The 21876-nt window shown below is 59.9% G+C and carries 20 protein-coding genes; 10 read left to right on the top strand and 10 right to left on the bottom strand.

Annotated elements, in window-relative coordinates; translation table 11 throughout:
• Nucleotides 1–197 precede the first annotated feature (197 nt).
• Complete coding sequence (locus RDA78_RS00690) at nt 198–410, bottom strand: cold-shock protein (RefSeq protein ID WP_306141169.1); 213 nt, start codon at nt 408–410, stop codon at nt 198–200.
• An 83-nt stretch (nt 411–493) separates the two neighbouring features.
• Here RDA78_RS00690 and RDA78_RS00685 point away from each other — a divergent pair, with 83 nt between their 5' ends.
• Together RDA78_RS00685 and RDA78_RS00680 are read left to right on the top strand one after the other, a co-directional pair.
• Complete coding sequence (locus RDA78_RS00685) at nt 494–625, top strand: hypothetical protein (protein ID WP_434053457.1); 132 nt, start codon at nt 494–496, stop codon at nt 623–625.
• 401 nt (nt 626–1026) lie between these two features.
• A complete protein-coding gene (locus RDA78_RS00680; RefSeq protein WP_434053456.1) occupies nt 1027–1380 on the top strand; it encodes a BA14K family protein in 354 nt (117 codons plus the stop codon).
• A gap of 136 nt (nt 1381–1516) precedes the next feature.
• Here RDA78_RS00680 and RDA78_RS00675 read toward each other — a convergent pair whose 3' ends face one another.
• The gene (locus RDA78_RS00675) at nt 1517–1978 is read right to left on the bottom strand and encodes a YaiI/YqxD family protein (RefSeq protein ID WP_434053455.1); all 462 of its coding nucleotides are present in this window, start codon (nt 1976–1978) and stop codon (nt 1517–1519) included.
• Nucleotides 1975–3198, bottom strand: a complete 1224-nt coding sequence (locus RDA78_RS00670) for an NAD(P)/FAD-dependent oxidoreductase (protein WP_434053454.1) — start codon at nt 3196–3198, stop codon at nt 1975–1977. Before RDA78_RS00670 ends, RDA78_RS00675 begins: the two co-directional genes overlap by 4 nt.
• 196 nt (nt 3199–3394) lie before the next feature.
• On the opposite strand from RDA78_RS00670, the gene RDA78_RS00665 reads away from it, so the two are divergent.
• The gene (locus RDA78_RS00665) at nt 3395–4588 is read left to right on the top strand and encodes an HD domain-containing phosphohydrolase (RefSeq protein WP_434053453.1); all 1194 of its coding nucleotides are present in this window, start codon (nt 3395–3397) and stop codon (nt 4586–4588) included.
• A gap of 45 nt (nt 4589–4633) precedes the next feature.
• On the opposite strand, the gene RDA78_RS00660 is transcribed toward RDA78_RS00665, so the two are convergent.
• On the bottom strand, nt 4634–5419 hold the full coding sequence (locus tag RDA78_RS00660; RefSeq protein WP_434053452.1) for a glycosyltransferase family 2 protein: 786 nt from the start codon (nt 5417–5419) through the stop codon (nt 4634–4636).
• An 87-nt stretch (nt 5420–5506) separates the two neighbouring features.
• Nucleotides 5507–7177, bottom strand: coding sequence for an alpha-glucosidase family protein (locus RDA78_RS00655; RefSeq protein ID WP_434053451.1), 1671 nt, complete (start codon nt 7175–7177; stop codon nt 5507–5509).
• Nucleotides 7178–7708: 531 nt separating this feature from the next.
• Between RDA78_RS00655 and RDA78_RS00650 the strand changes: the two genes are divergently transcribed.
• Together RDA78_RS00650 and RDA78_RS00645 are read left to right on the top strand one after the other, a co-directional pair.
• On the top strand, nt 7709–8875 hold the full coding sequence (locus tag RDA78_RS00650; RefSeq protein WP_434053450.1) for an acetyl-CoA acetyltransferase: 1167 nt from the start codon (nt 7709–7711) through the stop codon (nt 8873–8875).
• A gap of 1006 nt (nt 8876–9881) precedes the next feature.
• A complete protein-coding gene (locus tag RDA78_RS00645; RefSeq protein WP_434053449.1) occupies nt 9882–10409 on the top strand; it encodes a hypothetical protein in 528 nt (175 codons plus the stop codon).
• Nucleotides 10410–10490: 81 nt separating this feature from the next.
• Here RDA78_RS00645 and RDA78_RS00640 read toward each other — a convergent pair whose 3' ends face one another.
• The gene (locus tag RDA78_RS00640; RefSeq protein ID WP_434053448.1) at nt 10491–11003 is read right to left on the bottom strand and encodes an invasion associated locus B family protein; all 513 of its coding nucleotides are present in this window, start codon (nt 11001–11003) and stop codon (nt 10491–10493) included.
• A 275-nt stretch (nt 11004–11278) separates the two neighbouring features.
• On the opposite strand from RDA78_RS00640, the gene cysG reads away from it, so the two are divergent.
• The 5 genes from cysG (at nt 11279) to RDA78_RS00615 (ending at nt 16098) form a co-directional block, all read left to right on the top strand.
• The gene (cysG, locus tag RDA78_RS00635; RefSeq protein WP_434053447.1) at nt 11279–12742 is read left to right on the top strand and encodes a siroheme synthase CysG; all 1464 of its coding nucleotides are present in this window, start codon (nt 11279–11281) and stop codon (nt 12740–12742) included.
• An 18-nt stretch (nt 12743–12760) separates the two neighbouring features.
• Nucleotides 12761–13060 (top strand): DUF2849 domain-containing protein, encoded by a 300-nt coding sequence (locus tag RDA78_RS00630; protein WP_434053446.1) that lies wholly within the window; start codon nt 12761–12763, stop codon nt 13058–13060.
• Nucleotides 13061–13124: 64 nt separating this feature from the next.
• On the top strand, nt 13125–14783 hold the full coding sequence (locus tag RDA78_RS00625) for a nitrite/sulfite reductase (RefSeq protein WP_434053445.1): 1659 nt from the start codon (nt 13125–13127) through the stop codon (nt 14781–14783).
• On the top strand, nt 14770–15531 hold the full coding sequence (locus tag RDA78_RS00620; RefSeq protein WP_434053444.1) for a phosphoadenylyl-sulfate reductase: 762 nt from the start codon (nt 14770–14772) through the stop codon (nt 15529–15531). Before RDA78_RS00625 ends, RDA78_RS00620 begins: the two co-directional genes overlap by 14 nt.
• A 33-nt stretch (nt 15532–15564) precedes the next feature.
• Nucleotides 15565–16098 (top strand): DUF934 domain-containing protein, encoded by a 534-nt coding sequence (locus RDA78_RS00615; RefSeq protein ID WP_434053443.1) that lies wholly within the window; start codon nt 15565–15567, stop codon nt 16096–16098.
• 123 nt (nt 16099–16221) lie between these two features.
• Here RDA78_RS00615 and RDA78_RS00610 read toward each other — a convergent pair whose 3' ends face one another.
• From RDA78_RS00610 to RDA78_RS00595, 4 genes are all read right to left on the bottom strand, one after another.
• Nucleotides 16222–18522, bottom strand: a complete 2301-nt coding sequence (locus RDA78_RS00610) for a spermidine synthase (protein ID WP_434053442.1) — start codon at nt 18520–18522, stop codon at nt 16222–16224.
• 100 nt (nt 18523–18622) lie between these two features.
• Nucleotides 18623–20245 carry an ATP-binding protein gene (locus tag RDA78_RS00605; protein WP_434053441.1) on the bottom strand — a complete coding sequence of 541 codons (1623 nt, stop codon included), beginning with the start codon at nt 20243–20245 and terminating at the stop codon, nt 18623–18625.
• Between the two features lie 12 nt (nt 20246–20257).
• Nucleotides 20258–20965 (bottom strand): response regulator transcription factor, encoded by a 708-nt coding sequence (locus RDA78_RS00600; RefSeq protein WP_434053440.1) that lies wholly within the window; start codon nt 20963–20965, stop codon nt 20258–20260.
• A 425-nt stretch (nt 20966–21390) separates the two neighbouring features.
• The gene (locus RDA78_RS00595; protein ID WP_434053439.1) at nt 21391–21798 is read right to left on the bottom strand and encodes an MAPEG family protein; all 408 of its coding nucleotides are present in this window, start codon (nt 21796–21798) and stop codon (nt 21391–21393) included.
• Between the last annotated feature and the right edge of the window lie 78 nt (nt 21799–21876).

The raw sequence follows: 21876 nt of genomic DNA, 5'->3' as shown, positions 1-21876 counted from the left end.
TCGGTTGCTGATCCACGTGAGAGCGGCGGGCACCGGGCCCCCCGTTCCCGGCTCGCGCTGCGCTTGGCCGGGATGACGGTCGCGGAGCCCTTGCAGTCAGGTGACCCGGTTTTTGCAATTCACAAAAAAAACGGGGCCGCGAGGCCCCGTTCTCAATTCAGCATCTTTTGCCAGGGTTCGGTTCGAACCCTTGAGCCTCAGAGAAGCTCGAGTTGTGCGGCTTGCTTGCCGCGGCCGCGACGGTCGTCTTCGGCAACGAAGGAGATCTTCGCGCCTTCGACCGGCGCGCCAAGGCCTGCCTGTTCGAATGCCGTTACATGGACGAAGACGTCCTTGCCGCCACTATCCGGCGTGATGAAACCGAAACCACGGTCGTGGTTGAAAAACTTGATGGTGCCGTTCTCGCGCATGGAGAAACCTTTCCGTTGTTTGTGCGCCTGCGGGAGGTCCTGCAGAACGCGGAGATACGAGAAGTCAATAAGAAACGGAAAGCTTGGCTATTCAGAGCAACGCTTTTGAAAGCGCCACCGAAATCAGTCTCACCGGGTCTTTCGTCATGTCCCGTACGGCGCAACGCGCGCCGATGAACGACAATGTAGGTCTGAGCCATGGGCGTGGCAAGTGAAACTAGTGTGAGTTTTCACCTAACCTGCGCGAACTGCTGGTTCCCAGTTCCGGTCAGGCCCGGAACATATGCCTCCCGGATGATGCGGATGTCGCATTCTGCGAAGCCGACACACCGCTGATCGGACCCGGCGTGCAACATCTCTTTGCGGTCCATTTGGGACAAATCGGCGAGGCGGAGTGTGTGCAGTCCTATCTGGTACAGGGAAGGGCATGCCTGGACACAGTGTCATCGAAACAGTGCCTGCCTGACGACGGTTTCCGGCCCTGAAATAGGAAAAAATTCAAATGTGACACCTTGTGACCCCGGTCACAGAGCTGGTCGGAGGCCGGCGCTATGGTCTTTTCATGAGCTGAGGCAGGGAAACATTCAGGGCCTCGCAACCAAGAAGGGACTTTAGAATGTTTAAGAAAATCGCAACCACCACCACCGCCCTCGCTCTCGTTGCCGGTGTCGTTCTCACCTCTCAGACCACCACTGCCGAAGCCGGAAACGGCTGGCGCGTCGGCGCAGGCATTGCAGGCGGCATTGCTGCCGGTGCCATCATCGGCTCCGCCCTGGCACGTCCCCGTTACGCACCGCGTTACGTCGCTCCGCCGCCGGCCTACTATCCGGCACCGGCTCCGGTTGTTACCTACCGCCCGGCTCCGTGGACGCCGGCCTGGTACAACTACTGCCACTCGAAATATCGCTCGTTCAACCCGAACACCGGCTACTTCCTGGCCTATTCCGGTCAATACAAGTTCTGCCGCTAAGTTTTTCAAGGGTTCCGGAGCCGGTCCACCGGCTCCCTCCAAACAACGACAATGCGACTCAGCCGGCACAGATGCGGCACAAAGAGTGCCCCCGGCGTCTCCCTGCAAGGTCTCCTCCCAACCTTGCAGGGAGTTTTTATTTTGCCCCGGCGATGCGCTTGGCTGCGCGCATGATGGTTTCAAGCTGGTTCAGAAAGCGGGACCGGTCGGCCTTGGAGAAAGACGGGCCGCCTTCGCGGATTTCACCGGTTTCCCTCAGATGCGTGTTGAGATCGCGCATGGCAAGGCGCATGCCGATGCCATCCTCGCGAAACGGTTTTCCGGTCGGTCCGATCACAAGTGCCCCGGCTTTCACGCATCGCGCTGCCAGCGGCACGTCCGCCGTGACCACGACATCGCCTTCCTTGGCCCGTTCGGCAATCCAGTTGTCGGCCTCATCCGGTCCTTCGGGCACAACCACACGCTCGATTAGATCGCCTTCCGGCAGCCGCATCCAGCTGTTGGAGACGAACTTGATTTCAACCCTGTGCCGCTCGCCGACCCGAACGGCCTCGTCCTTCACCGGGCAGGCGTCCGCGTCCACAAAAAGGATCGTCATGGTTTTCGCCCCGCAGTGTCCGTTTCCAAGTAAGTCGTGATCCCTGAAGCCGCGCGATGCGCCGTTGCAAAACAGGCCTGCAGCAGGTAACCGCCGGTCGGTGCCTCCCAATCGAGCATTTCTCCGGCGGCGAAGACGCCCGGCACTTTCTTGAGCATCATCGCCTTGTCGACGTCGTCAAGCGCAATACCGCCGGCTGACGAAATGGCCCGGTCGATCGGATAGGGCGCTCTACTGGCAAGCGTCACCCGTTTGATGCGGTCTGAAAGGGAAGCAGGATCGTCTGGCAGTGGACCACCCTCGCGAAGCAAGGCGATTTCAACAGGAGAGAGTTTCAGCGCCTTTCTGAGAAATGTGGACCAGGATTGCTTGCCCCTGGATCGCGAAAGTCTGGCAGTCAACTGCTCGGCCGTCATTGAGGGGCGCAGATCGATGACAATTTCCGCCGACCCAAGACGATTTATCGTATCGCGGATCTCGGCTGAAAGTGCATAGACAGCCCCGCCCTCCAGACCCCTTTCGGAAAGAATGGCTTCGCCGAGGACCTGGCGGCCAGCTTGGCTCAGGCCGATGCGCTTCAATGGTGAGCCTGAGAACCTCTTTTTCAGCAACGGGCTCCAGGCAATCTCGAAGCCGCAGTTGGCCGGCTGGAAGGGGTTTATCAGCACGCCGCGTTCCTGAAGGAGCGGCACCCAGGACGCGGTTGATCCGAGTTTCGGCCAGCTTGCGCCTCCCATGGCAAGCAAGACCGCCCGGGCCGCGATCTCGCGGGGCTCTCCACCTTCTGATCGAACGACAGCCGTGTTTTTCTCAGAAAATCCCGCGAGGCTCTGCCGGGTTCGAAGAGTAACGCCACGGTCCTGGAGCCGCCGGAGGAGGGCGCGCAACAGGGGGGACGCTTTCATCGCGACAGGAAAGACGCGGCCGCTGGAGCCAACAAATGTTTCTTGTCCGAGGTCGTGACACCAATCGATCAGGGCTTGCGGCGGAAAGGCCTCGATGATGGGAGCCAGGAACGGCGCTGCTTCACGGTAGCGGCCCATGAAAGCTGCAAAGTCCTCGCTATGCGTAATGTTGAGCCCCCCGCGCCCGGCCATCAGGAATTTTCGCGCAGGCGACGGCATTCGGTCGATGATTTCAACCTTGAACCCACGGGCCGCCAACTGGTCGGCCGCAAACAGACCGGCCGGACCGGCACCGATGACAAGCACATCAAGCATGCCGCCTTATAAGGGAACTTGCGTGCTGAACGCCACACCTGAATGGCCTTCTTGAACCGGTCATCGCCATGCCTGTCGGCCGGCGCACCGTTTCGGCACGGCAAGGCAAGCTTTTGTTATCCCTCTCGTGAGACCATGAAACCGCCTATACCCGAAGACCGGCCGAAAGAGCCGTGCGCTGCCGAAAGTGTGTTTCATGGATGAGCCAAGCGACTTGATTGTCGTCGCAGATCATGACGAAGCTGTCAGAAGTGGCTTCGAGCGCCTTTTCGGCGACCACCACAAGGTGGCCTGTTTTGCCGAATCCGAGGAAGCTTTGCGCTTCCTCAAGCAGAACCCGGCAACCTGCGTGATCTTTTCCTGCTATCACCTTCCGGGCCGGGGAGGAACGGCTTTTCTGCGGGCTTCGGAAATGATTGTTCCGCAAGCCGCGCGCGTGATGCTGACGCGAGAGACGTCTGCTGAGGCGATCAAGAAAGCCCTCAATGAGGCCCATGCCTTCATCTATCTGGAAAAGCCGTGTCCGCAGGAAGAGCTTGCGAGCGCGCTTGAAACCGCGATGGCCCATCACAAGCAGCAGGCCGCGGACCGGCTGTTGCTGGAAAGGACACTTGCCGGGTCGGTGAAGCTTCTGATCGACATGCTGGCGTTGTTCCATCCCGAGGCGTTCCGGCGCACCGGGATCGTGCGCAAGCAGGCGCTCAAGATCGCTCATGAACTCGGCATCCGCAAAACCTGGGAACTGGAAATGGCGGTCATGCTGTCTCCGCTTGGGGAAGCTCTTCTGCCGAAACAGATCCTGGCCCGCTACCGCGCCGCCCGAGGCCTGACGGAGCAGGAGCGCGACGTGCTCGACCGCTCACCCGCCCAGACCCGAGATCTCCTGCAGAACATCCCGCACCTGGAAAAGGTGTCCGAATTTCTCAACCTCTCCGCGCGCGGCTTCGACGGTTCCGGTTTTCCGAAGGACGGTCCGACGGGTGAAGACATTCCGATGATCTCGCGCATTCTGAAACTTCTGACGGACCTTTGGTACGCCAGCCCGGAAGGCGGCCCGGATGCCGCTGCCTTTGAAGCGCTGGCGATCAAGCGGAAGAAATACGATCAGAAGCTTCTGGAAATCGCCAGAAAGGTGCTTCTGGAAGAGGGCCTGGAAGAGCGCAGCGGTCAGATTTCGGAGTGCAATATCCACTCGCTCAGGCCCGGCGACATTCTCGTCGATGATGTGCTCACGGAATCCAGTCACGAACTCGTCCTGTCGCGCGATCACACGCTGACACGGACGACCATCCGCCGGTTGGAACACTTCCACCACACCACCGGCGTCCGCCAGCCGATCCGAGTCGAACGGCATGCCGTGCCCAATGAGGCGCTGGATGCGACGGGCTAGGTGATGGACCCAAGTGCAGGCGCGCGCCGGACGTCGCGCTAAAGCCTATTCGCCCCGCTTCTCCAGCAACTCCGCCTCGTAGGCTTTTGCGACGCGCAGAAACCGTGCATGGGCGTAGTTGATGGACAGGATGACCCCCCACCAGCCGTATTTGCGGTACCTGCGCGCGAAATAGGCCTTGAAGAAGCTCACCGGAAATTCGGTCACGAGGCGGGACCTCGGCAGTTTGCGCCCCCGTGAGCGCATGTCGTCCACCTGCATGCCCGAATAGCGGTTGTACTTTCCGACCTGAAAGTCGAGCGAGCGGATGGATCGATGCGCCATGATCCCGGCAAAATTGTCGATCTTCGCTCCTTCGTCAGGCCGAACCGTGTCGTGAACGGTCGATGCGGAAAAACGCCCTTTCCGGCGGTCGTAGAGACGGATCTGATGGTAGCCGTAGGCCCAGGGTGCCGGTGCGTCTTCATGGGCATACATGTCGCGGATCATGATGCGCCAGCCGTCGGCTGTCTCGTAGCTGCCATCGGCGAACCTCGCCTTTATCTCCTCGGCAAGCTCCGGCGTAACTTCCTCGTCCGCGTCGAGGTTGAGCAGCCAGTCGTTGCGGCACTGGTCCTCGCCGTAGCGCTTCTGCGGGCCGTATCCTTTCCAGTCGTGGTGTACCACGCGCGCACCAAGGCTTTCGGCAATCGCAATCGTGCCATCCGTAGATCCGCTGTCGACGACGATGACCTCGTCGACCCAGTCGATCACGCTCTTGATCGGCCGGCTGATCCGGTCGGCTTCGTTCTTGGAGATGATGAACGCGGACAGGGGAAGGCGATCGGTCATTCAGGGTCCGGCAAAGTGTCGACAGGGGCCGGAGGGTATCCGGTGCGCCTTTTTAGCCGCACCGGGTCATGATTTGAAGCAGGGAATTCAGGATTTCACCCTTGCGAAACATGCATCCAGCCCTTGAAGGGAAATCGTGCCGCCCTCGGCCGTTCCGGTAAACCCGGGCGCGCGGAGGTCCTCAAGGACAAGTCCCTGAAGCGTTACCTTTGCTGGTTCGGCTGAGAGGTTGAAGGCGCACAGGATGGTTTCGTCTTCGAAACTCCGTGTGAAAACCAGCGTTTCTTCCGGGCTTTCAAGGAAAACCATGTCGCCTTTCCTGAGTGGGGTCCTGCCTTGCCGCCAGGCGAAAAAGGCGCGGTTCCGGTTCAGGGTCGAGCCTTCATCCTTATCCTGTTCGAACACCGCCATCTGCAGGTGTTCACTGGCGACCGGCAACCAGGGTTCAGCGTCGGAAAAACCGCCATTGGCGTTGTTTTTCACCCACGGCATCGGCGTGCGGCAACCGTCGCGGCCCTTGTATTCCGGCCAGAAGCGGATGCCGTAGGGGTCCTGAAGTTTTTCGAACGGCACCTCCACCTGCCGCAGACCAAGCTCTTCACCCTGATAGAGGCACGGCGTGCCACGCAGGCTCGCGCACAGTGCCGCTCCCAGCGGCGCAAACCTGGCGGGGTCCTTGCCGTCGCCCCAGCGGCTGGCGACCCTTTGGACATCGTGGTTGGACAATGCCCAGCTGGCCCAGCCCGAGCCGATCCCTGCATTCATTTCCTCAACGATCCGCCGGATATAGGCCGCCGAGTGCTGCGGCGTCAGCAGATCGAAGCTGTAGGCCATGTGGATGCGCCTGTTCTCTTCCGTATAGGAGGCGGTCAGCTCCACGGCCTGGCCGTCCGCGCCGATCTCGCCGACGGAGGTTGCACCCGGATACTTGTCGAGCAGAGCCCGGAACCGTTCCAGGAATGCAAGGTTTTCGGGCCGGGTCTTGTCATAGAGATGGTTCTGAAACCCGTAAGGGTTGGTTGGATCGACCGTGGACGGCGCCTCGTCTGAATTGAGGGGCGGGTTGTCCCGCAGCTCCGCGTCGTGGAAATAGAAATTCACCGTATCCAGGCGAAAGCCGTCTACACCGCGATCGAGCCAGAACCGGGCAACATCCAGAACCGCGTCCTGAACGTCGGTGTTGTGAAAGTTGAGGTCCGGCTGGCTGGTCAAAAAATTGTGCATGTAGAACTGGCAGCGGCGGCTGTCCCATTCCCACGCCGGGCCGCCGAACAGGGAAAGCCAGTTGTTGGGCGGTGTACCATCGGGCTTGCTGTCGGCCCAGACATACCAGTCCGCCCTGGCGTTGTCCTTCGATGACCTGCTTTCCTTGAACCAGGCGTGCTGATCGGACGTGTGCGAAATCACCAGGTCAATCATGACCTTGAGCCCGCGATCATGCGCGGCCCGCGTCATGCGGTCGAAATCGGCAAGTGACCCGAACATCGGATCGACATCTTCATAGTCGGAAACGTCGTAGCCGAAATCATCCATGGGCGAGGTGAAAAATGGCGACAACCAGATGGCATCGACCCCGAGCGAGGCGATGTAGTCCATACGTTCCGTCACGCCATTGAGATCGCCGATCCCGTCATTGTTGGAATCGTTGAAAGACCGCGGATAGATCTGGTAGATCACCGCGCCCCGCCACCAGTCCCGGTCGCCGGTCGTTTCGTCGGGCATGACGGCCTCCTGGCCGGTATCGGCTTCCTCAAACATTGCCGGTCTCCGTTCCGCGTGTTGCGGGATATCAATTCAAAGCGCTTTGAATGGCTATATGCCGCGGATCGCGAGGTCAAGTTACAACGCATGAAAAGTCGTGCACTCTGGAAAGAATTGTTTGGGACGTGTTGATAAAGAAACGCTCAAATGCAAAAGCCGGCCCTGCGATCAGGACCGGCGAAATGCAACTAAATTGCCTCAAAAAAAGACCTTGTTTGAAACAGGGAAACAGCTACGCGCTCTGCATGACGTTCTCATGAACAAAATATTAAAATGCCTCCTTCATTTACCGGGAACGGCTTGTCTCGAACCTCGCGAATTGTAGAGGAAAACAAAATAAATAATTGATTTTAAATGCATAAAATAAAAACAATGACGTTTAGGTCAATTTGTCCTTGCAATCCCGGATTGAAGCTGGGAATGTCCGGTGCAGCGAAGTTCCGATATGGTAAGGGAAAAGCTGTCCGCCGCGCCTGAAATGGCAGCGGGGCGCTTTTCCGGTGACTGGATGCATTTGGAGGAAATCTCATGACGGCAGCAATGGTTGGATGGGCGCATATGCCTTTCGGCAAGCATGCGGAAGAAACCGTTGAAAGCATGATCGTCAAGGTGGCCGCCGACGCCATGCACGACGCGGGCATCGGGCCTGAAGATGTTGATGAAATCCTGCTTGGCCACTTCAATGCGGGCTTCTCGGCACAGGATTTTACGGCATCCCTGGTGCTCCAGGCTGATCCGGCGCTCCGGTTCAAGCCGGCGACGCGTGTCGAAAATGCCTGCGCGACGGGCTCGGCCGCCGTTCATCAGGGCGTCCGCGCGATTGCCTCCGGCGACGCGCGCATCGTCCTTGTTGTCGGCGTGGAGCAGATGACGACAACGCCAGGCCCGGAGATTGGCAAGAACCTCCTGAAAGCCTCCTATCTGAAAGAAGAGGGCGACATCCCGGCCGGCTTCGCCGGTGTCTTTGGCAAGATCGCCGACGCCTATTTCCAGAAATTCGGCGACCAGTCCGACGCCCTGGCAAAGATTGCCGCCAAGAACCACAAGAACGGCACCGGCAATCCCTACGCCCAGATGCGCAAGGATCTCGGGTTCGAGTTCTGCCGTGCGGAAAGCGAAAAGAATCCGTTCGTTGCCGGCCCGCTCAAGCGCACGGACTGTTCGCTCGTTTCCGATGGTGCGGCAGCGCTTGTCCTGACGGATCCGGCTACAGCGCTTGGCATGAAAAAGGCGGTGGCCTTCCGCGGCATGGCGCATGTGCAGGATTTTCTGCCGATGTCACGCCGCGATATCCTGAAATTCGAAGGCTGCTCCAAGGCATGGGGCGAAGCGCTGGGCGATGCCAATCTGGCCCTCGACGACCTGTCCTTCGTCGAGACCCATGACTGTTTCACCATTGCCGAACTGCTCGAGTACGAAGCCATGGGCCTGACCTCGGAAGGCGAGGGCGCAAGGGCTGTTCTGGAAGGCTGGACCGAGATGGACGGCAAGCTGCCGGTCAACCCGTCCGGCGGCCTGAAATCAAAAGGCCATCCGATTGGAGCAACGGGCGTTTCCATGCATGTCCTGACCGCCATGCAGCTCACCGGCACGGCCGGCGACATCCAGGTCAGGGACGCGGAAATCGGTGGCATCTTCAACATGGGCGGCGCCGCTGTTGCCAACTTCGTTTCTGTCATGCAGGCAATGCGGTAATCATCGCTGGAGTGCCAGCAGAAAGCCGGCGGCTCCCGCTGGCTTTATTGTTGATCGAATGCGCCGGCGATCATGCGATGACGTTGTTTTCAGGAATGATCATCAACTCTTTGCTGCACCGATCCCCGCTCGCGCCGCGCTTGGCCGGGATGACGCCTTAACCGACTGGCCGCCGTGCTTTGCTCGTACGCTTTGGGTCATACCATGGCTCGACCCACTGCTGTCCGGTTCGGAATTTGCTTGTCGAACTTATGTCATTGAGAATGCGGCAGTGTTCCGTCCAGCGCCAAGTTGGGACAAGGACTTGTTTTCCGGATTTGTCGTCCCGGTTTGGCGCGTAAGCGGCAAGACCGGGATCGAGTACGCCGTGTGACTTCAGGTTAGAAGAAGCGGGAGAAACAACGGGTTACTGGTTCCCTGCCTTCCGCTGCGCTTCAGCAGGGATGACAAGTCTGCATGCGCAAGCGCGCCCTACGGGACTCATTTCGTCATAAACCGGACAGCAGTGGGCTCGACCCTGGCATCCATGCCGTTTCGTTTCTTCAAGGGGGCTTCGCTGTTTGACCAGGCAGAGCGGCATGGATTGCCAGATCAAGTCTGGCAATGACGGGCAGAGCAGTTTTTGCGTCCTCATGGCCCTTGTGCTGGTGCGCTTTTGGTGCCGGAATAAGTCCGGATTGCAGATCGGCGCCGGGTTCCGCCTCACTTCTCACAAATGACGTTGGCAAACGCATTGACCTTTCTTTCGTCACCCCGGACGCACGAAGTAAGACCTGCGCCGGAGCGCCGGGATCTTGCCGATCTCTGCTTGCGCTCTGGTGGCAAGACCAGGATCCGGCAGCCCGATACAGCAGTAAGATGGATAAACCGGAAGCGTCCGGGTTCCGGTCTTCCTCCGAAAGCGGCGGAAACAGGCTGTCTTGCATTGACTGTTGGAAAGTAGTTCAGAACATGCCAGCGTGTCGAAGATGATGGACCCGAGCACAGACATAAGCCGTCGCGACGCATGACAGATCAGTCAGCCGAAGAGGCGGCGCCACCGGATGGCGAAACACGCATCAACCGGGATTGGGCCCGGTCCCTCAGCCTGCTCGTGATTTGCGTCGGCATCGTTGCCGCGTCGGTTTACGGCGTCCAGTTGGAACCCAGCGGCTACATTGATCACCGCTTTCGCAGCGGTTCATTCATCATGCTGCCCGCTTTTTCGGTCCTTTCGGTTTTCGTTCTCTACCGGTGTTTTGTCCCCTGGGGTGCTCCCGTGCGGATAAACGCTGAGGGTTTTGCCGACCTTCGGGCCGGCAAGGACGAGATCCCGTGGAGCGAGATCAGCAATGTCGTGCGCAAGGGGGAGTACGTGTCGTTGACCCTGCGCAGGAAATACGCCAGGTCTTACCCGTTTTCCCTCTCCCAGAAAGCGCTCAAGGCAACGCGAAAGTCGGCTGGGCCGACCCACCTCCTGATTGCCGCCTGGTGCCTGAAAACCAGCAGCCACCATCTGCTGGATACGATCTCGGCGTATAGGGAAAAGAGCTGAACGGCGGAACGAGACAGTGCCATGCGCCCCGGAACGTGTTCGGGACGCGTGCGCAATTTGTGTCGTTCAATCCGGCGCCCGTTACTGGATTGCCGCCATGGCGCGGCTGAACCCGGTCAGGGGGATCTCGATCGCGTGCCGCTGCCCGGCCATCGGTGCATAATCCACCTTGAGCGTCGCACCCGCCTTCATGGCATCGATCATGCCGCGCGAGGCCGGCGCCGATGCGAAGCAGCCTTGAGTGTTGCAACTGCCAACTGCAAAGTCGCCCAAAGCACTGCCGTCAACGGACAGCTTGACCTGCCCGGGAATATGAATTCCCAGCGGCAGCAGCATTTGCATGATCGGGTCCGCATCATTGGCCGGGAAGACGATGTCAACCTTGAGCAGGAGACGGCCACTCCCTTCCGCCCGAACGCTCTGCGAGGATTGGCAGATCAGGGCTGCGGACAACCGGGACGTCCCGGCACAACGTGTTTGCCAGAGCACATCCTTGTCGGACTTTGGTGTTGGTTCCTGTGCAGTGGCGGGAATGAAAAAGCCCAGTACGCAGAAAAGAAACGCAGCCGGGAAGGAATACTTTGGGGAAATCATGGGGTCTTCATTTGTCTGTGCGTCTGGCGCTCAGGCAATCAATCCTGCCGGTGACCGGTCCCCCACGACGAGTCGATATCTCATGATGCGGCTTCGAGACGGCTTTTTCAATGGATACCGTAAATTGCAACCCGGCCGGAACCGGAATCGGTCAATCGCCGCGTCTGGAAAAAACTATTCCTCATCCGACCTGAGCTTTGAAAACCGGTGCCCGGAACTTCGCGGAGCGGCAAATTACATTAGAGCCATCAAACTGGGATTGGAGACCCTGCAGGATGGCCGACCGCCGCGGTGACAATGTGAAAACGCTGAAAAAGCCGGAAGACCGGCTCGATGTGTTTCCTGCCTTCATGAAAGTTGCAGGCCGTCGCGTGCTTGTCGTCGGACACGGCGGTGAAGCGGCTGCCAAGGTGCGCCTGCTGGGTGAAACCAATGCGGCGATCGTTGTCATCGGCAAGGAGATCGAGCCCGATCTCAGCGAGGCGATCGAGCTTTTCCAGGCCGAGCACATCGCGGAAGACTTCCGTCCCGCACATCTGACGGGCGCCGCACTTGTCTTTTCCGCACGTGAAGACTGGGATCTCGACAAGGCCGTTGTCGATGCAGCCAGGATCATGGGTATGCCGGTCAACGCCGTTGATAAACCCGAGCTTTGCGACTTCTACACCGGCGCACTCGTCAACCGGGCTCCAATTGCAGTCGCCATCACTTCAACCGGCGTCGGTCCGGTATTGTCCAGACATATCCGCGCACGCATCGAGGCAATGCTCCCGCGTGCGACCGGTGAACTTGCCCGGCTTGCGGAAAGCTTTCGCGATGCGGCGACCAAGGTCATTACCGACGGTGCGCTGCGCCGCAATTTCTGGGCCCGGTTCTTTTCAGGGTCCGTCGCGACAAATCTTTATGCCGGCAAGCCGGACGTTGCGCGCGCCGAGGCGCAGCGCCTGCTGAACGGCATGGCGGACGAGCCGGGTTTTGTCTGGCTTGTCGGCGCCGGTCCCGGTGCCGAGGATCTTCTGACCCTTCGGGCACAGCGTCTTCTCCAGGAAGCCGATGTCATTGTTCACGACGCCCTCGTGCCAGCAAGCGTTGTCGCCATGGGACGGCGCGACGCGGAACGTATTTCGGTTGGCAAGCGCAAGGGCGCTCATTCGGTGCCGCAGTCTGAAATCTGCGAGCTTCTTGTCGACCTGGGCGAAAAGGGACTGAAAGTCGTGCGCCTCAAGGCCGGGGATCCGATGATCTTCGGCCGGGCGGCAGAAGAAATGGAGGCGCTCCGTGAGGGCGGGATAGGGTTTGAGATTGTGCCCGGCGTGACTGCAGCCTTTGCCGCCGCTGCCTCGGCTCAGATCCCGCTGACACTTCGCGGTGTTGCCTCCAACCTTGTCTTTGCGACCGGCCACAACGCCAAGTCCGAAACGTTGCCTGATTGGGCCGGACTTGCGCTGAAAGGGGCAACGGTCGCCGTTTACATGGGGCGCACTGTTGCCGCTGCCGTGGCCGACAAGATGATCGGTGCGGGGCTTGGCCCTCAGACCCCGGTCGCGGTTGTCGAAAACGCCGCGCATGCAGATGAACGTCTTTTCGCCGGAACCCTGTCGGAACTCGCTGTCCTGTCCAACCGGGCAGAAATCGACGGTCCGGTGCTCATCGTTATCGGCGAGGCCGTTGGCCATGCCGCCCTGAACAAGGCTGAACCGCTCGCGCCGCTTGATGTCGTGCGCGCGGCGGTGGCCTGACGAAAGAGAGTAGATGCAATGAAGGTCATCACCGCCAACCGCCTTTTGAATGGCGACGTTGTCTGGCTCGGAGAAAACGGCAGCTGGGTCGAGCGTGTCACGCTGGCCCGGACCTTCGAGAGCAAGGATGAGGTCGCCGAAGGGCTGGCCATCGGCCAGCAGGCCGAGAAGAACCAGGAGGTCGTCGGCGTTTACGAGATGGACGTGACCCAGGAAGACGGCGTGCTTGTTCCCGTCCGACTGCGTGAGCGCATTCGTGCCGCCGGACCGACCACGCATCCGCAATTCGGCAAACAGGCCCAGGCGGTTTCCGCCTGATCAGGACAGCTACCAGGGCAGCGCCGGGCAAGACACCGGCAGCGCCCGACAGGAGAAAGCACCGATGTATCGCTACGACGAATTTGACGCGGGTTTTGTCAATCAGCGCACCGAACAATTCAAGGACCAGGTCCGCCGCCGCCTGGCAGGCGAGCTGTCCGAGGATGAGTTCAAGCCGCTCCGCCTGATGAACGGCCTTTATCTGCAGCTGCATGCCTACATGCTCCGGGTCGCGATCCCCTATGGAACGCTGAACGGCCGTCAGATGCGTAAGCTCGCCCACATCGCGCGGACTTACGACAAGGGTTACGGCCACTTCACGACACGGCAGAACATCCAGTTCAACTGGCCGAAGCTCGAAGACACTCCGAAGATCCTGGAAGAGCTTGCAGAAGTTGAGATGCACGCCATCCAGACGTCCGGCAACTGCATCCGCAACGTGACCGCGGACCATTTTGCCGGTGCCGCGGCTGACGAGATTGCCGATCCGCGTCCCTATGCCGAAATCCTGCGGCAGTGGTCGTCGCTGCATCCCGAATTCTCGTTCCTGCCGCGCAAGTTCAAGATTGCGATCACCGGCGCGCCGAACGACCGCGCCGCCGTGCAGGTGCATGACATCGGCCTGCAACTGGCGCGAAACGATGATGGTGAGATCGGTTTTGTGGTTTACGTCGGCGGTGGCCTCGGCCGCACGCCCATGATCGGCCGCAAGGTCCGCGACTTCCTGCCCGAAGAAGACCTGCTGGCCTATTCGGAAGCGATCTTGCGGGTTTACAACCGGTACGGCCGCCGCGACAACAAGTACAAGGCCCGGATCAAGATCCTTGTGCACGAAACCGGTCTTGAGGAGTTGAAGGCCGACATCGAGGCGGAATTCGAAAAGATCCGTTTCGGTGTCCTGCGTCTTCCGGACGAGGAAGTCCGCCGCATCGAGACATATTTCGCACCGCCGCCGCTTGAAGTCGGCCCGGCTGCCTCGGCTGCGGTTGAGGCGCGCCGTGAGACCGATGCCGCATTCGCTCAGTTCCTGAAGCATAACCTGAACCCGCACCGGGTGCCCGGATACACGTCCGTCACGCTGTCCATGAAGCCGATCGGCGGTATTCCGGGCGATGCCTCAGATGCGCAGATGGAAGTGATCGCAGAGCTCGCCGAACACTATGGCCATGACGAAATCCGTATCAGTCACGAGCAGAACGTCATTCTGCCGCACGTGAAGCTGGAGGACGTGCCCGCGATCTATGACAGGCTTGCCGCCGCTGAAATCGCCGAAGGCAACGCGGGTCTCATCACCGACATCATCGCGTGTCCGGGCATGGACTACTGCGCTCTTGCCACGGCACGGTCCATCCCGGTGGCGCAGCGCATTTCCGAACGGTTCGGCACGGCGGAACGCCAGTCTGAAATTGGTGAGCTGAAGATCAAGATTTCCGGCTGCATCAATGCCTGCGGCCATCACCATGTCGGTCACATCGGTATTCTCGGCCTGGAAAAGAAGGGCGAGGAATTCTACCAGGTAACCCTTGGCGGTTCGGCCAATGAAAACGCATCGATCGGCGAAATCGTCGGGCGCGGGTTTTCATCTGAAGAGGTTGTCGATGCGATCGAGAACCTGGTCGACACCTATCTCGGACTTCGCTCCGGCAAGGAAGAAACCTTCCTTGAGGCCTACCGCCGGGTCGGGGAGGCGCCGTTCAAGGAGGCCCTTTATGGCGCTGCATGAGACATTCTCTCTGGGGGTGGATCCGGAACTGGGATTGCAGGCGGAAGTCGCCGCACTGAATGCCCAGTATGAGGATACATCGGCGCAGGAGATCCTGATGGGCGCGATCCGGCACCAGTTTGCCGGAGATATCGCCATGGTCTCCAGTTTCGGCGCCGACTCGGCCGTGCTTTTGCACATGGTCGCCCAGATTGATCCGTCTACCCCGGTGCTCTTTATCGACACGGTGAAGCTTTTCCCGGCCACGCTGCTCTATCGCGAAGAACTGATCGAAAAGCTGGGCCTGACCGACGTGCGCACTTTCAAGCCGACCAAGGACGAACTTGCGGAAAAGGACCCGGCGGGAATGCTGTGGATGTCCGATACGGATACCTGTTGCCATATCCGCAAGGTCGTGCCGCTGGAACGGGCGCTTGGCGGTTTCGAGGCGTGGATATCCGGCCGCAAGCGTCATCAGAGCTCGACACGGTCGAGCCTGGAACACTTCGAGATCGACGCTGGCCGGGTGAAGGTCAATCCGCTCGCGGATTGGTCGGCAGGTGAGGTTCTGGATTACGTGCGCGCGCATGATCTGCCGCCGCACCCGCTAGTCGCGCAGGGCTATCCATCCATCGGTTGTTTGCCCTGTACGAGCAAGGTGGCACCGGGCGAGGATCCGCGTGCCGGCCGCTGGCGCGGCAAGGACAAAACCGAATGCGGCATTCACTGGCCGACCCATGGCAAGGAAATCGACGGCAGCGGCATCTGACCGCTGCATTTAACGAAAATGAGGACGCAAGACATGACCACGATTTATAAGGACGGCGAATTCGTCGAGGAAAACTGGACCAGGGCGGATGCCGAGACGGGCACTTCTGTTGCCGGCAATGCGCTGGTGTCCCAGAGCCTGTTCCTGGAAGCGGCGGAAGACTACCTGGGCCGCGATGGCGAAACCGCCGTGCTGGTCGAAGCCGGCGATGACGTCGAAAAGCTCGCGCCGTATCTCGGCCGCCTGGCCTATGTCGCCGTTGATTTTCCGAGTTTCGCTGACGGGCGCGGGTTTTCCGCGGCCCGCGTTCTGCGCGAGCAGATCGGCTACCAGGGTGACATTCGCGCCGCAGGAAAATACATCCTCGACCAGGTGCCGCTGGCGCGCCGCTGCGGTGTGTCCTCGTTCGAGATTTCCAAGCCGGAAGTGCTGAAGGCGCTCAAGGCGGGTGAGTGGCCGGAAGTAACCAAATACCTCCAGCCGGTCGGCACCGTCGATGAAATGCCGGTCGGTACGCGCCCATGGGCACGCCGCTCGTTCAGAGACGTCGCAGTCGCCGCTGAATAAGCTTCCGCCCGAAGCCCGGCGTTGAGGAAACGAAGCGTCCCGTTTCTCTCGCCTGCGTCTGATTGGCGGTTTGATCTGGTGGAAGGTCCGGTTGCAGCATGCTGCGGCCGGGCCTTTTGCGTATCAGTCTTTTTTGAATTCGTGCCGGATGATCGCACCGACGATGTTTGAATAGTCGTCCGTCCAGGCGGCTGTGCCGTTCGAGGAGACGCTCTCCCATCTTTCGTCATCAAGCAGCGGTCCGAGGTCAGCCTCGTCCCGCGCAAACACCATGACGTTGGAAGCAAAGACCTGATCGGGTCTCTCCACGCCCTCGCCTGACTTGTAGGAGGCAAAGCGGATTGTATACCCGTCCAGTTCCGCGATGGCTGCCAGTACGCTGGCCAGTTCCAGGTATCTGTTGGAGATATGCATCGCGAGCAGTCCGTTCTCCTCGATCTTCGAGAAAAACAGGCTGATGGCTTCGCGTGTCATCAGATGCACCGGAATGGAATCGGACGAAAACGCGTCGATCAGAAGGTAGTCGAATTTCGCGTCCGGTTCTGCTTCCAGCGTCAGTCGGGCATCACCCAGAACCATCTTCGTGTCAGGGCCGCAGTCGGAGATGAACCGGAAATAGGATGGATTGGCAGCAACGTCTATGACCGACTTGTCGATCTCGTAGACAGTCCAGGTTTCACCGGGGGTGCGATGGCAGAGAAAGCTGCCGGTTCCCAGTCCGACGACACCGACGTGGCCGAGCGCGCCCCTTGCCGATGCCCGCGCTGCGAAAAGCGTCGCTGCCATCTCGCCGGTTTCGTGATAGTAGGCAAGCGGCTCCGGCGACCCTTCGCCGATCTCCGGCTCGAAAGAGCTCATCGCGATGCTGCCGTGAACGGTTGTGCCGTGAACCATGCGGCGATAGGTGCCGTCATCCGTGTCCTTGACCTTCACTACGCCGAAGAAGGACCGCTCGGTGTGAACGACGCTCGGATGCAGTTGCAGCAGCAGCACTAGCGGCACGGTCAGGATCAGAAGCACATGCGAGATGGCCTGCCACTTGACCTGGGCCAATGCGGCAAGCGCCACGAGGGCAATGATCGAGACCATGACGACTTCATGCCCTTCGACCTCCGGGATCCATCCGCGTGTCAGGCCGATCCAGAAGAGAAGGGTCAGTCCGGCCCCGAACAGGATGGTCTTGAACACGGAGTTCGCCGTGGCGCCGTTCTTAAGCGGCAGCAGGAACAGCGCGGCCAACATGAGCATCGGGTATTCTGCGACCCAGTCGAATATGTTCGGCGCGACGAGACCTGCAAAGACACCACCGAGTACGCCGCCAACCGACATCCAGAGATAGAAGGCGGTCAACTGGCTCGCATGCGGGCGCAGCTGGTAGAGCCGCGCATGGCAATAGAGCACCGTCATGAAGTAGATCAGCAGATTGGCGCCGAGGCCGAATGTTAGCGGCAGGATCTTGGGCAGGAAGATCACGGCGGTGGCGAGGATCGCTGCAAACGGCAGGATGTTCGACAGGAACTCCACGGAAATCAGCGGTCTGGTTTTGAACGCGATCACGAAGGTCAAGAGGAACAGCGACAGCGGAACCACCCACATGAAGGGTGCGGAGGCGATGTCCACCGCGATGTGAGCGGTCAGGGCAATCGTCAGGGCCGAGGGAACCGCGGCGAGGCCAAGATAGGTGAAGACCTGCTTCGCCGAAATCCGTTCCGCCGGAGACGTGCCCTCGCTGTCCTTGCCGCCTTGCTGATCGGACATTGCCGGTTGGGGGCGGCGAAGCACGGCGGCGGCGCAAAGCAGGATCGCGATCACCAGTCCGAAATATCCCGCTGTCCAGAGCAGGGATTGCGTTCCGAGCTTGAGCGTGGGTTCGAGCACCAGAATATAGAGATAGAGCGAAGCGAAGCTGCCGATGTTGCTTGCGCCGTAGAGGAAATACGGATCGGATGCGTGTTTGTGGCCGGTTTGCGTGAACCATGCCTGCAGCAGGGGCGCGTTTGCGGACACGGCGAAAAACGGGAGTCCGACGGAAACGGCGAACAATCCGAGCAACCAGATCTCCTGATAGTCGGCCGGCGGCGTATCCCATCCGCTGGCGATCCCGAGCGGCAGGAACAGGCACGCGGACAGGAGCACCAGCGTGTGGACGATGATCGCGTGTTTCGTCTTGAGATAGCGCGTCAGCAAATGGGCATAGGTATATCCGAGCAACAAAACGCTCTGGAAGAACACCATGGCGACGGACCAGACGCCGGGAGAGCCGCCAAGCTTTGGCAACACCAGCTTGGAAAAGAACGGCTGGACGGAAAAAAGCAGGAAGGCACTGAGGAAGAGGGTGCCTGCAAACACCTGCAGCACCGGAATGGCAATGCCGATTTGTCCACCTTCGTTCGCCGGGAGCGAAGTTTGCTGCGACTGTTGCATCGTGTCTTTCCCCTGAGATACCCGGGTGGAGACTACGAAGGCCGAGTTAAGTAACGCATAAAAGACGTGCTTAAGAATAAGCAAACGCGCGAGGTTGCAGTCACTCCTGCGTGTGCGGAAAATCGATCCGGAAGCACGCGCCGGTGTCCTGGGGAACCAGTGCGATTGACGCATGATGTGCCTTGAGCAGTGCCCTTATGATCCCCAGACCCATGCCCGTGCCGCCGCTCTCGCGGCGCGTTGTGAAGAAGAGATCGAAAACCTGCTCCTGGTTCCCTGCCGAGATGCCTTCTCCGTTGTCCGAAATCTCCAGACGTAGGCCGCTTGACGTGTCCTTGGACGAAAAGACAACCCTGTCGGCACCGTGCCGGACTGAGTTGTCGATCATGTTTTCAATGACAATGCGCGCGTTTTCGGCCGACATGGGGAGTGTGCAGTCACGCTCCGCTTCTATCAGAACCTGATTGAACCGGGTTCGGATCCCCTCCAGGACCTCCGAAAGGCGGCTGGTTCCACCGATTGAGACGCTGTCCGCCCTGGCCAGTTCCCTGAGCCGGTTCAAAAGCCGGGAAGCGCGCTCGGTATCTGCAAGGATATTTTTCAGGAACTTCTCCCGCTCGGAACAGCTGAGCTCCTCCGCGCCGTCTTTGAGAAGTTCCGCAGCGCCTTGTATCGCGGTGAGCGGGGTCTTCAACTCATGGGTGACATGATTGGCAAACGTACTGATGTACTCGTTCCGGTCGAACAGTTTCCGCGAGGTTTCCAGCATGCTGGTCGACAGCGCATGGATTTCCCGGTTGCCGTGGATGCGCAGCGGTTTCAGGGCATCGCGGTCACCGCGGCCGATTTTCAGGGAACGGTCCGTGAGCGCCTTGATCGGGCCGGCGATGCCGCGTGCGAATATGAAGCCGACTATGAATGTCGCGCTCAGCACGAACGCAAGCACAAGGACGACTGTTTCCCACTTGAGGAACATTTCCCTCAGGATGTTGCTTGGCGTTCGCGAGGCATAGACGATGCCCGCAACCCTGTTGTCGATCAGGATCGGCAGGGCGGTGAACACCCGCACGCTTGTGCCGCGGCTGATGGAATAGATCGGTTGCGGGTTCTGGACGACGCGTTCGCGGAGCACGCTGGTGTATCGGCCGGCCAGGGCGTTTTTGACTTCGGCAACATGCGCAAGCGAAAGCCCGGTATCGTCCCGTCCCGCGATGATCGTCCCGTTCGGATCGAGCACCCGGAACCCGGCGAGTGTCAGTTTTTGTGTGTCCTTCAGAACCTGTTCTATGGCTTTGCCGGCGTCCCGATATGCCGGATGGATCTCGTACTCTGATGCGCGTGGATCTGGACGAGAGGGGAGCACCGCCGTCCTGTTGAGATCCAGCATTGGCAACTGCGGGGTCCAGTCGCCTGTGGGTGCCTTGTCGTATCTGCGCACAGAGGAGGACAATGGCCCGGCGGAATAGGGCGAGGGCGGACGGGCAACCGGTCCAAGGGGAGGTATATCGCCGTCTTGCTGTTTCAGGTATTGCGCCGCAATGGCTGCGATTGCGGCGGACTGGGCGATGAGTTCGCCTTCCGTGGTCTGGATCAGCTGGTTTTCGTAAACACGGAAAAAAACGATGCCGGCAAGTGGAACCAGCAACATGATCCCGAGCACGATCGCTATGACGAGGCTGATTGAAGGGCGCCATCGATCGCGGAATGAGTTGGAGATTTCCATTCGTGTGCGGGGTCAGCTGGTGTTTTCGCACGGGCCGAGGCGGAAGCCGACACCGTGCACGGTCTCGATCGCATCGCAGCACCCGCCCGCGGTAAGCTTGGCGCGGATGTTGCGGATGTGGCTGTCGATCGTCCGGTCCGAAACGTGAATATTGTCCTTGTAGGCCTTCTCCAGAATGCGTTCGCGGGTATAGACGATCTTGGGTCGCTCCATCAGGGCGGACAGGATTTCGAACTCGATGGCCGTAAGTCCGATCTCGGTGTGGTTTACGCTGACCTGGCGCTCTTCCTTTTCCAGCACCAGCAGCCCGTGCCGCATCAGCGGGGTTTCGGGTGCAGATGTGGTCTGCGGGGCACCATAGCGCTTCAGGATGACACCGACCCGCGCGATCAGTTCCCTCGGGCTGAAGGGTTTGGTGACGTAATCGTCAGCACCGAGTTCCAGTCCGATGATCCGGTCGATTTCATCATCGCGCGCCGACAGGAACAGGATCGGCACTTCGGATTTTTTCCTGAGTTCCCGGCACACGTCCAGCCCGTCCATCTCCGGCAACCCGATGTCGAGAATGATCAGCGCAGGTGCATGCAACGCGGCCTTGTCGAGGGCTTCCTTGCCGTCTGATGCGATCTCGTGGCGGTAAGATGCCTTCTGGAGCGCGAAACAGATCACTTCGCGGATATTCGGATCATCGTCGACGACAAGAATGGTTTTTGACTGCAAGGGACCGGTCCGGACATGAGAGCTCCCGCACCCGGGTGCGGGGATTGCTGCAAGTTTGACTATCAACGCAGGGAGTTAAGAAATAACCGAGGCCGTTACATGTTTCCAGCCACCAGCCATCCCGCCGCAGGGAACGGGGCAGCGTCCTATCGACGATTTCTTTCACGAAAAAACGCGCGTGGCGATGAGGCTTCTGGGCTGCGTCGGTGGGCTTTCGCTTCAAGCGGTTGAGCCGGGTCGGCATGGAACGCACGCGGAATTGCATCTGAATGGATCTCCTGACAGGCGGAACTGTGCCTTTTTGCCGGAGACCCTTGCAGCCCGCTGCCAGACACCGTGCAGATTTTGCGCAATTTCCGGATGGGGCTGATGGCACCGGCTTTGCAGCCGGCGCAGACAAGGTGAGATTTGAGGTGCCGCCGCGCTCAGACAGAAAGACCGATGGTCTTGAGCAGCACGAACCCCGGAAACAGGACCAGCGACGACAAGGTCAGCAACATGCCGATCGCGCGTCCGATACCGAAACCCGTCGTGACGATGGTTGCATAGTGAAGGAGGCGGCCGAGCAGGAGCGCTGTCCCACCGGCCAATAGGAGCATATGCGGCGCGCCGGCAAGTTCCGCCGCCGCCATTGCGAGCAAAGCGATCGGCACGGTCTCGGTGAAATTGCCGTGCGCGCGCATCCGCTGAAGCAGGACACCGTCACCGCCATCCATGAACTGAACGTCGGTCTGGAGCCTGCGAAGTCCGACGGCAACTGTCATCGGGATCTGAATCAGTGCGAAGACGGCAACAAATACAATCGTCACGGGCAGGGCGGAAAGGACTTCCATTTTCGGGTTCTCGCTGTTTTGGAGTATCGGGTGAGACCGGCAGTTTCGGATCAAGCACGCACCGCCGGCCGTCTGAAA

It is taken from the genome of Roseibium sp. (genome assembly GCF_051016195.1).
GTDB lineage: Bacteria > Pseudomonadota > Alphaproteobacteria > Rhizobiales > Stappiaceae > Roseibium.
This window is presented reverse-complemented; position numbering and strand designations above follow the sequence as displayed.

Excerpts from the sequence above, each read along its gene's own strand:
- RDA78_RS00655 (WP_434053451.1), bottom strand. The coding sequence starts at position 7,177 with ATGTTTGAGGAAGCCGATACCGGCCAGGAGGCCGTCATGCCCGACGAA.
- RDA78_RS00645 (WP_434053449.1), top strand. The coding sequence starts at position 9,882 with ATGACAGATCAGTCAGCCGAAGAGGCGGCGCCACCGGATGGCGAAACA.
- RDA78_RS00675 (WP_434053455.1), bottom strand. The coding sequence starts at position 1,978 with ATGACGATCCTTTTTGTGGACGCGGACGCCTGCCCGGTGAAGGACGAG.
- RDA78_RS00640 (WP_434053448.1), bottom strand. The coding sequence starts at position 11,003 with ATGATTTCCCCAAAGTATTCCTTCCCGGCTGCGTTTCTTTTCTGCGTA.
- RDA78_RS00610 (WP_434053442.1), bottom strand. The coding sequence starts at position 18,522 with ATGCAACAGTCGCAGCAAACTTCGCTCCCGGCGAACGAAGGTGGACAA.
- RDA78_RS00595 (WP_434053439.1), bottom strand. The coding sequence starts at position 21,798 with ATGGAAGTCCTTTCCGCCCTGCCCGTGACGATTGTATTTGTTGCCGTC.
- RDA78_RS00690 (WP_306141169.1), bottom strand. The coding sequence starts at position 410 with ATGCGCGAGAACGGCACCATCAAGTTTTTCAACCACGACCGTGGTTTC.
- RDA78_RS00660 (WP_434053452.1), bottom strand. The coding sequence starts at position 5,419 with ATGACCGATCGCCTTCCCCTGTCCGCGTTCATCATCTCCAAGAACGAA.
- RDA78_RS00615 (WP_434053443.1), top strand. The coding sequence starts at position 15,565 with ATGACCACGATTTATAAGGACGGCGAATTCGTCGAGGAAAACTGGACC.
- RDA78_RS00665 (WP_434053453.1), top strand. The coding sequence starts at position 3,395 with ATGGATGAGCCAAGCGACTTGATTGTCGTCGCAGATCATGACGAAGCT.
- RDA78_RS00670 (WP_434053454.1), bottom strand. The coding sequence starts at position 3,198 with ATGCTTGATGTGCTTGTCATCGGTGCCGGTCCGGCCGGTCTGTTTGCG.
- RDA78_RS00680 (WP_434053456.1), top strand. The coding sequence starts at position 1,027 with ATGTTTAAGAAAATCGCAACCACCACCACCGCCCTCGCTCTCGTTGCC.
- RDA78_RS00620 (WP_434053444.1), top strand. The coding sequence starts at position 14,770 with ATGGCGCTGCATGAGACATTCTCTCTGGGGGTGGATCCGGAACTGGGA.
- RDA78_RS00605 (WP_434053441.1), bottom strand. The coding sequence starts at position 20,245 with ATGGAAATCTCCAACTCATTCCGCGATCGATGGCGCCCTTCAATCAGC.
- RDA78_RS00625 (WP_434053445.1), top strand. The coding sequence starts at position 13,125 with ATGTATCGCTACGACGAATTTGACGCGGGTTTTGTCAATCAGCGCACC.
- RDA78_RS00650 (WP_434053450.1), top strand. The coding sequence starts at position 7,709 with ATGACGGCAGCAATGGTTGGATGGGCGCATATGCCTTTCGGCAAGCAT.
- cysG (WP_434053447.1), top strand. The coding sequence starts at position 11,279 with ATGGCCGACCGCCGCGGTGACAATGTGAAAACGCTGAAAAAGCCGGAA.
- RDA78_RS00630 (WP_434053446.1), top strand. The coding sequence starts at position 12,761 with ATGAAGGTCATCACCGCCAACCGCCTTTTGAATGGCGACGTTGTCTGG.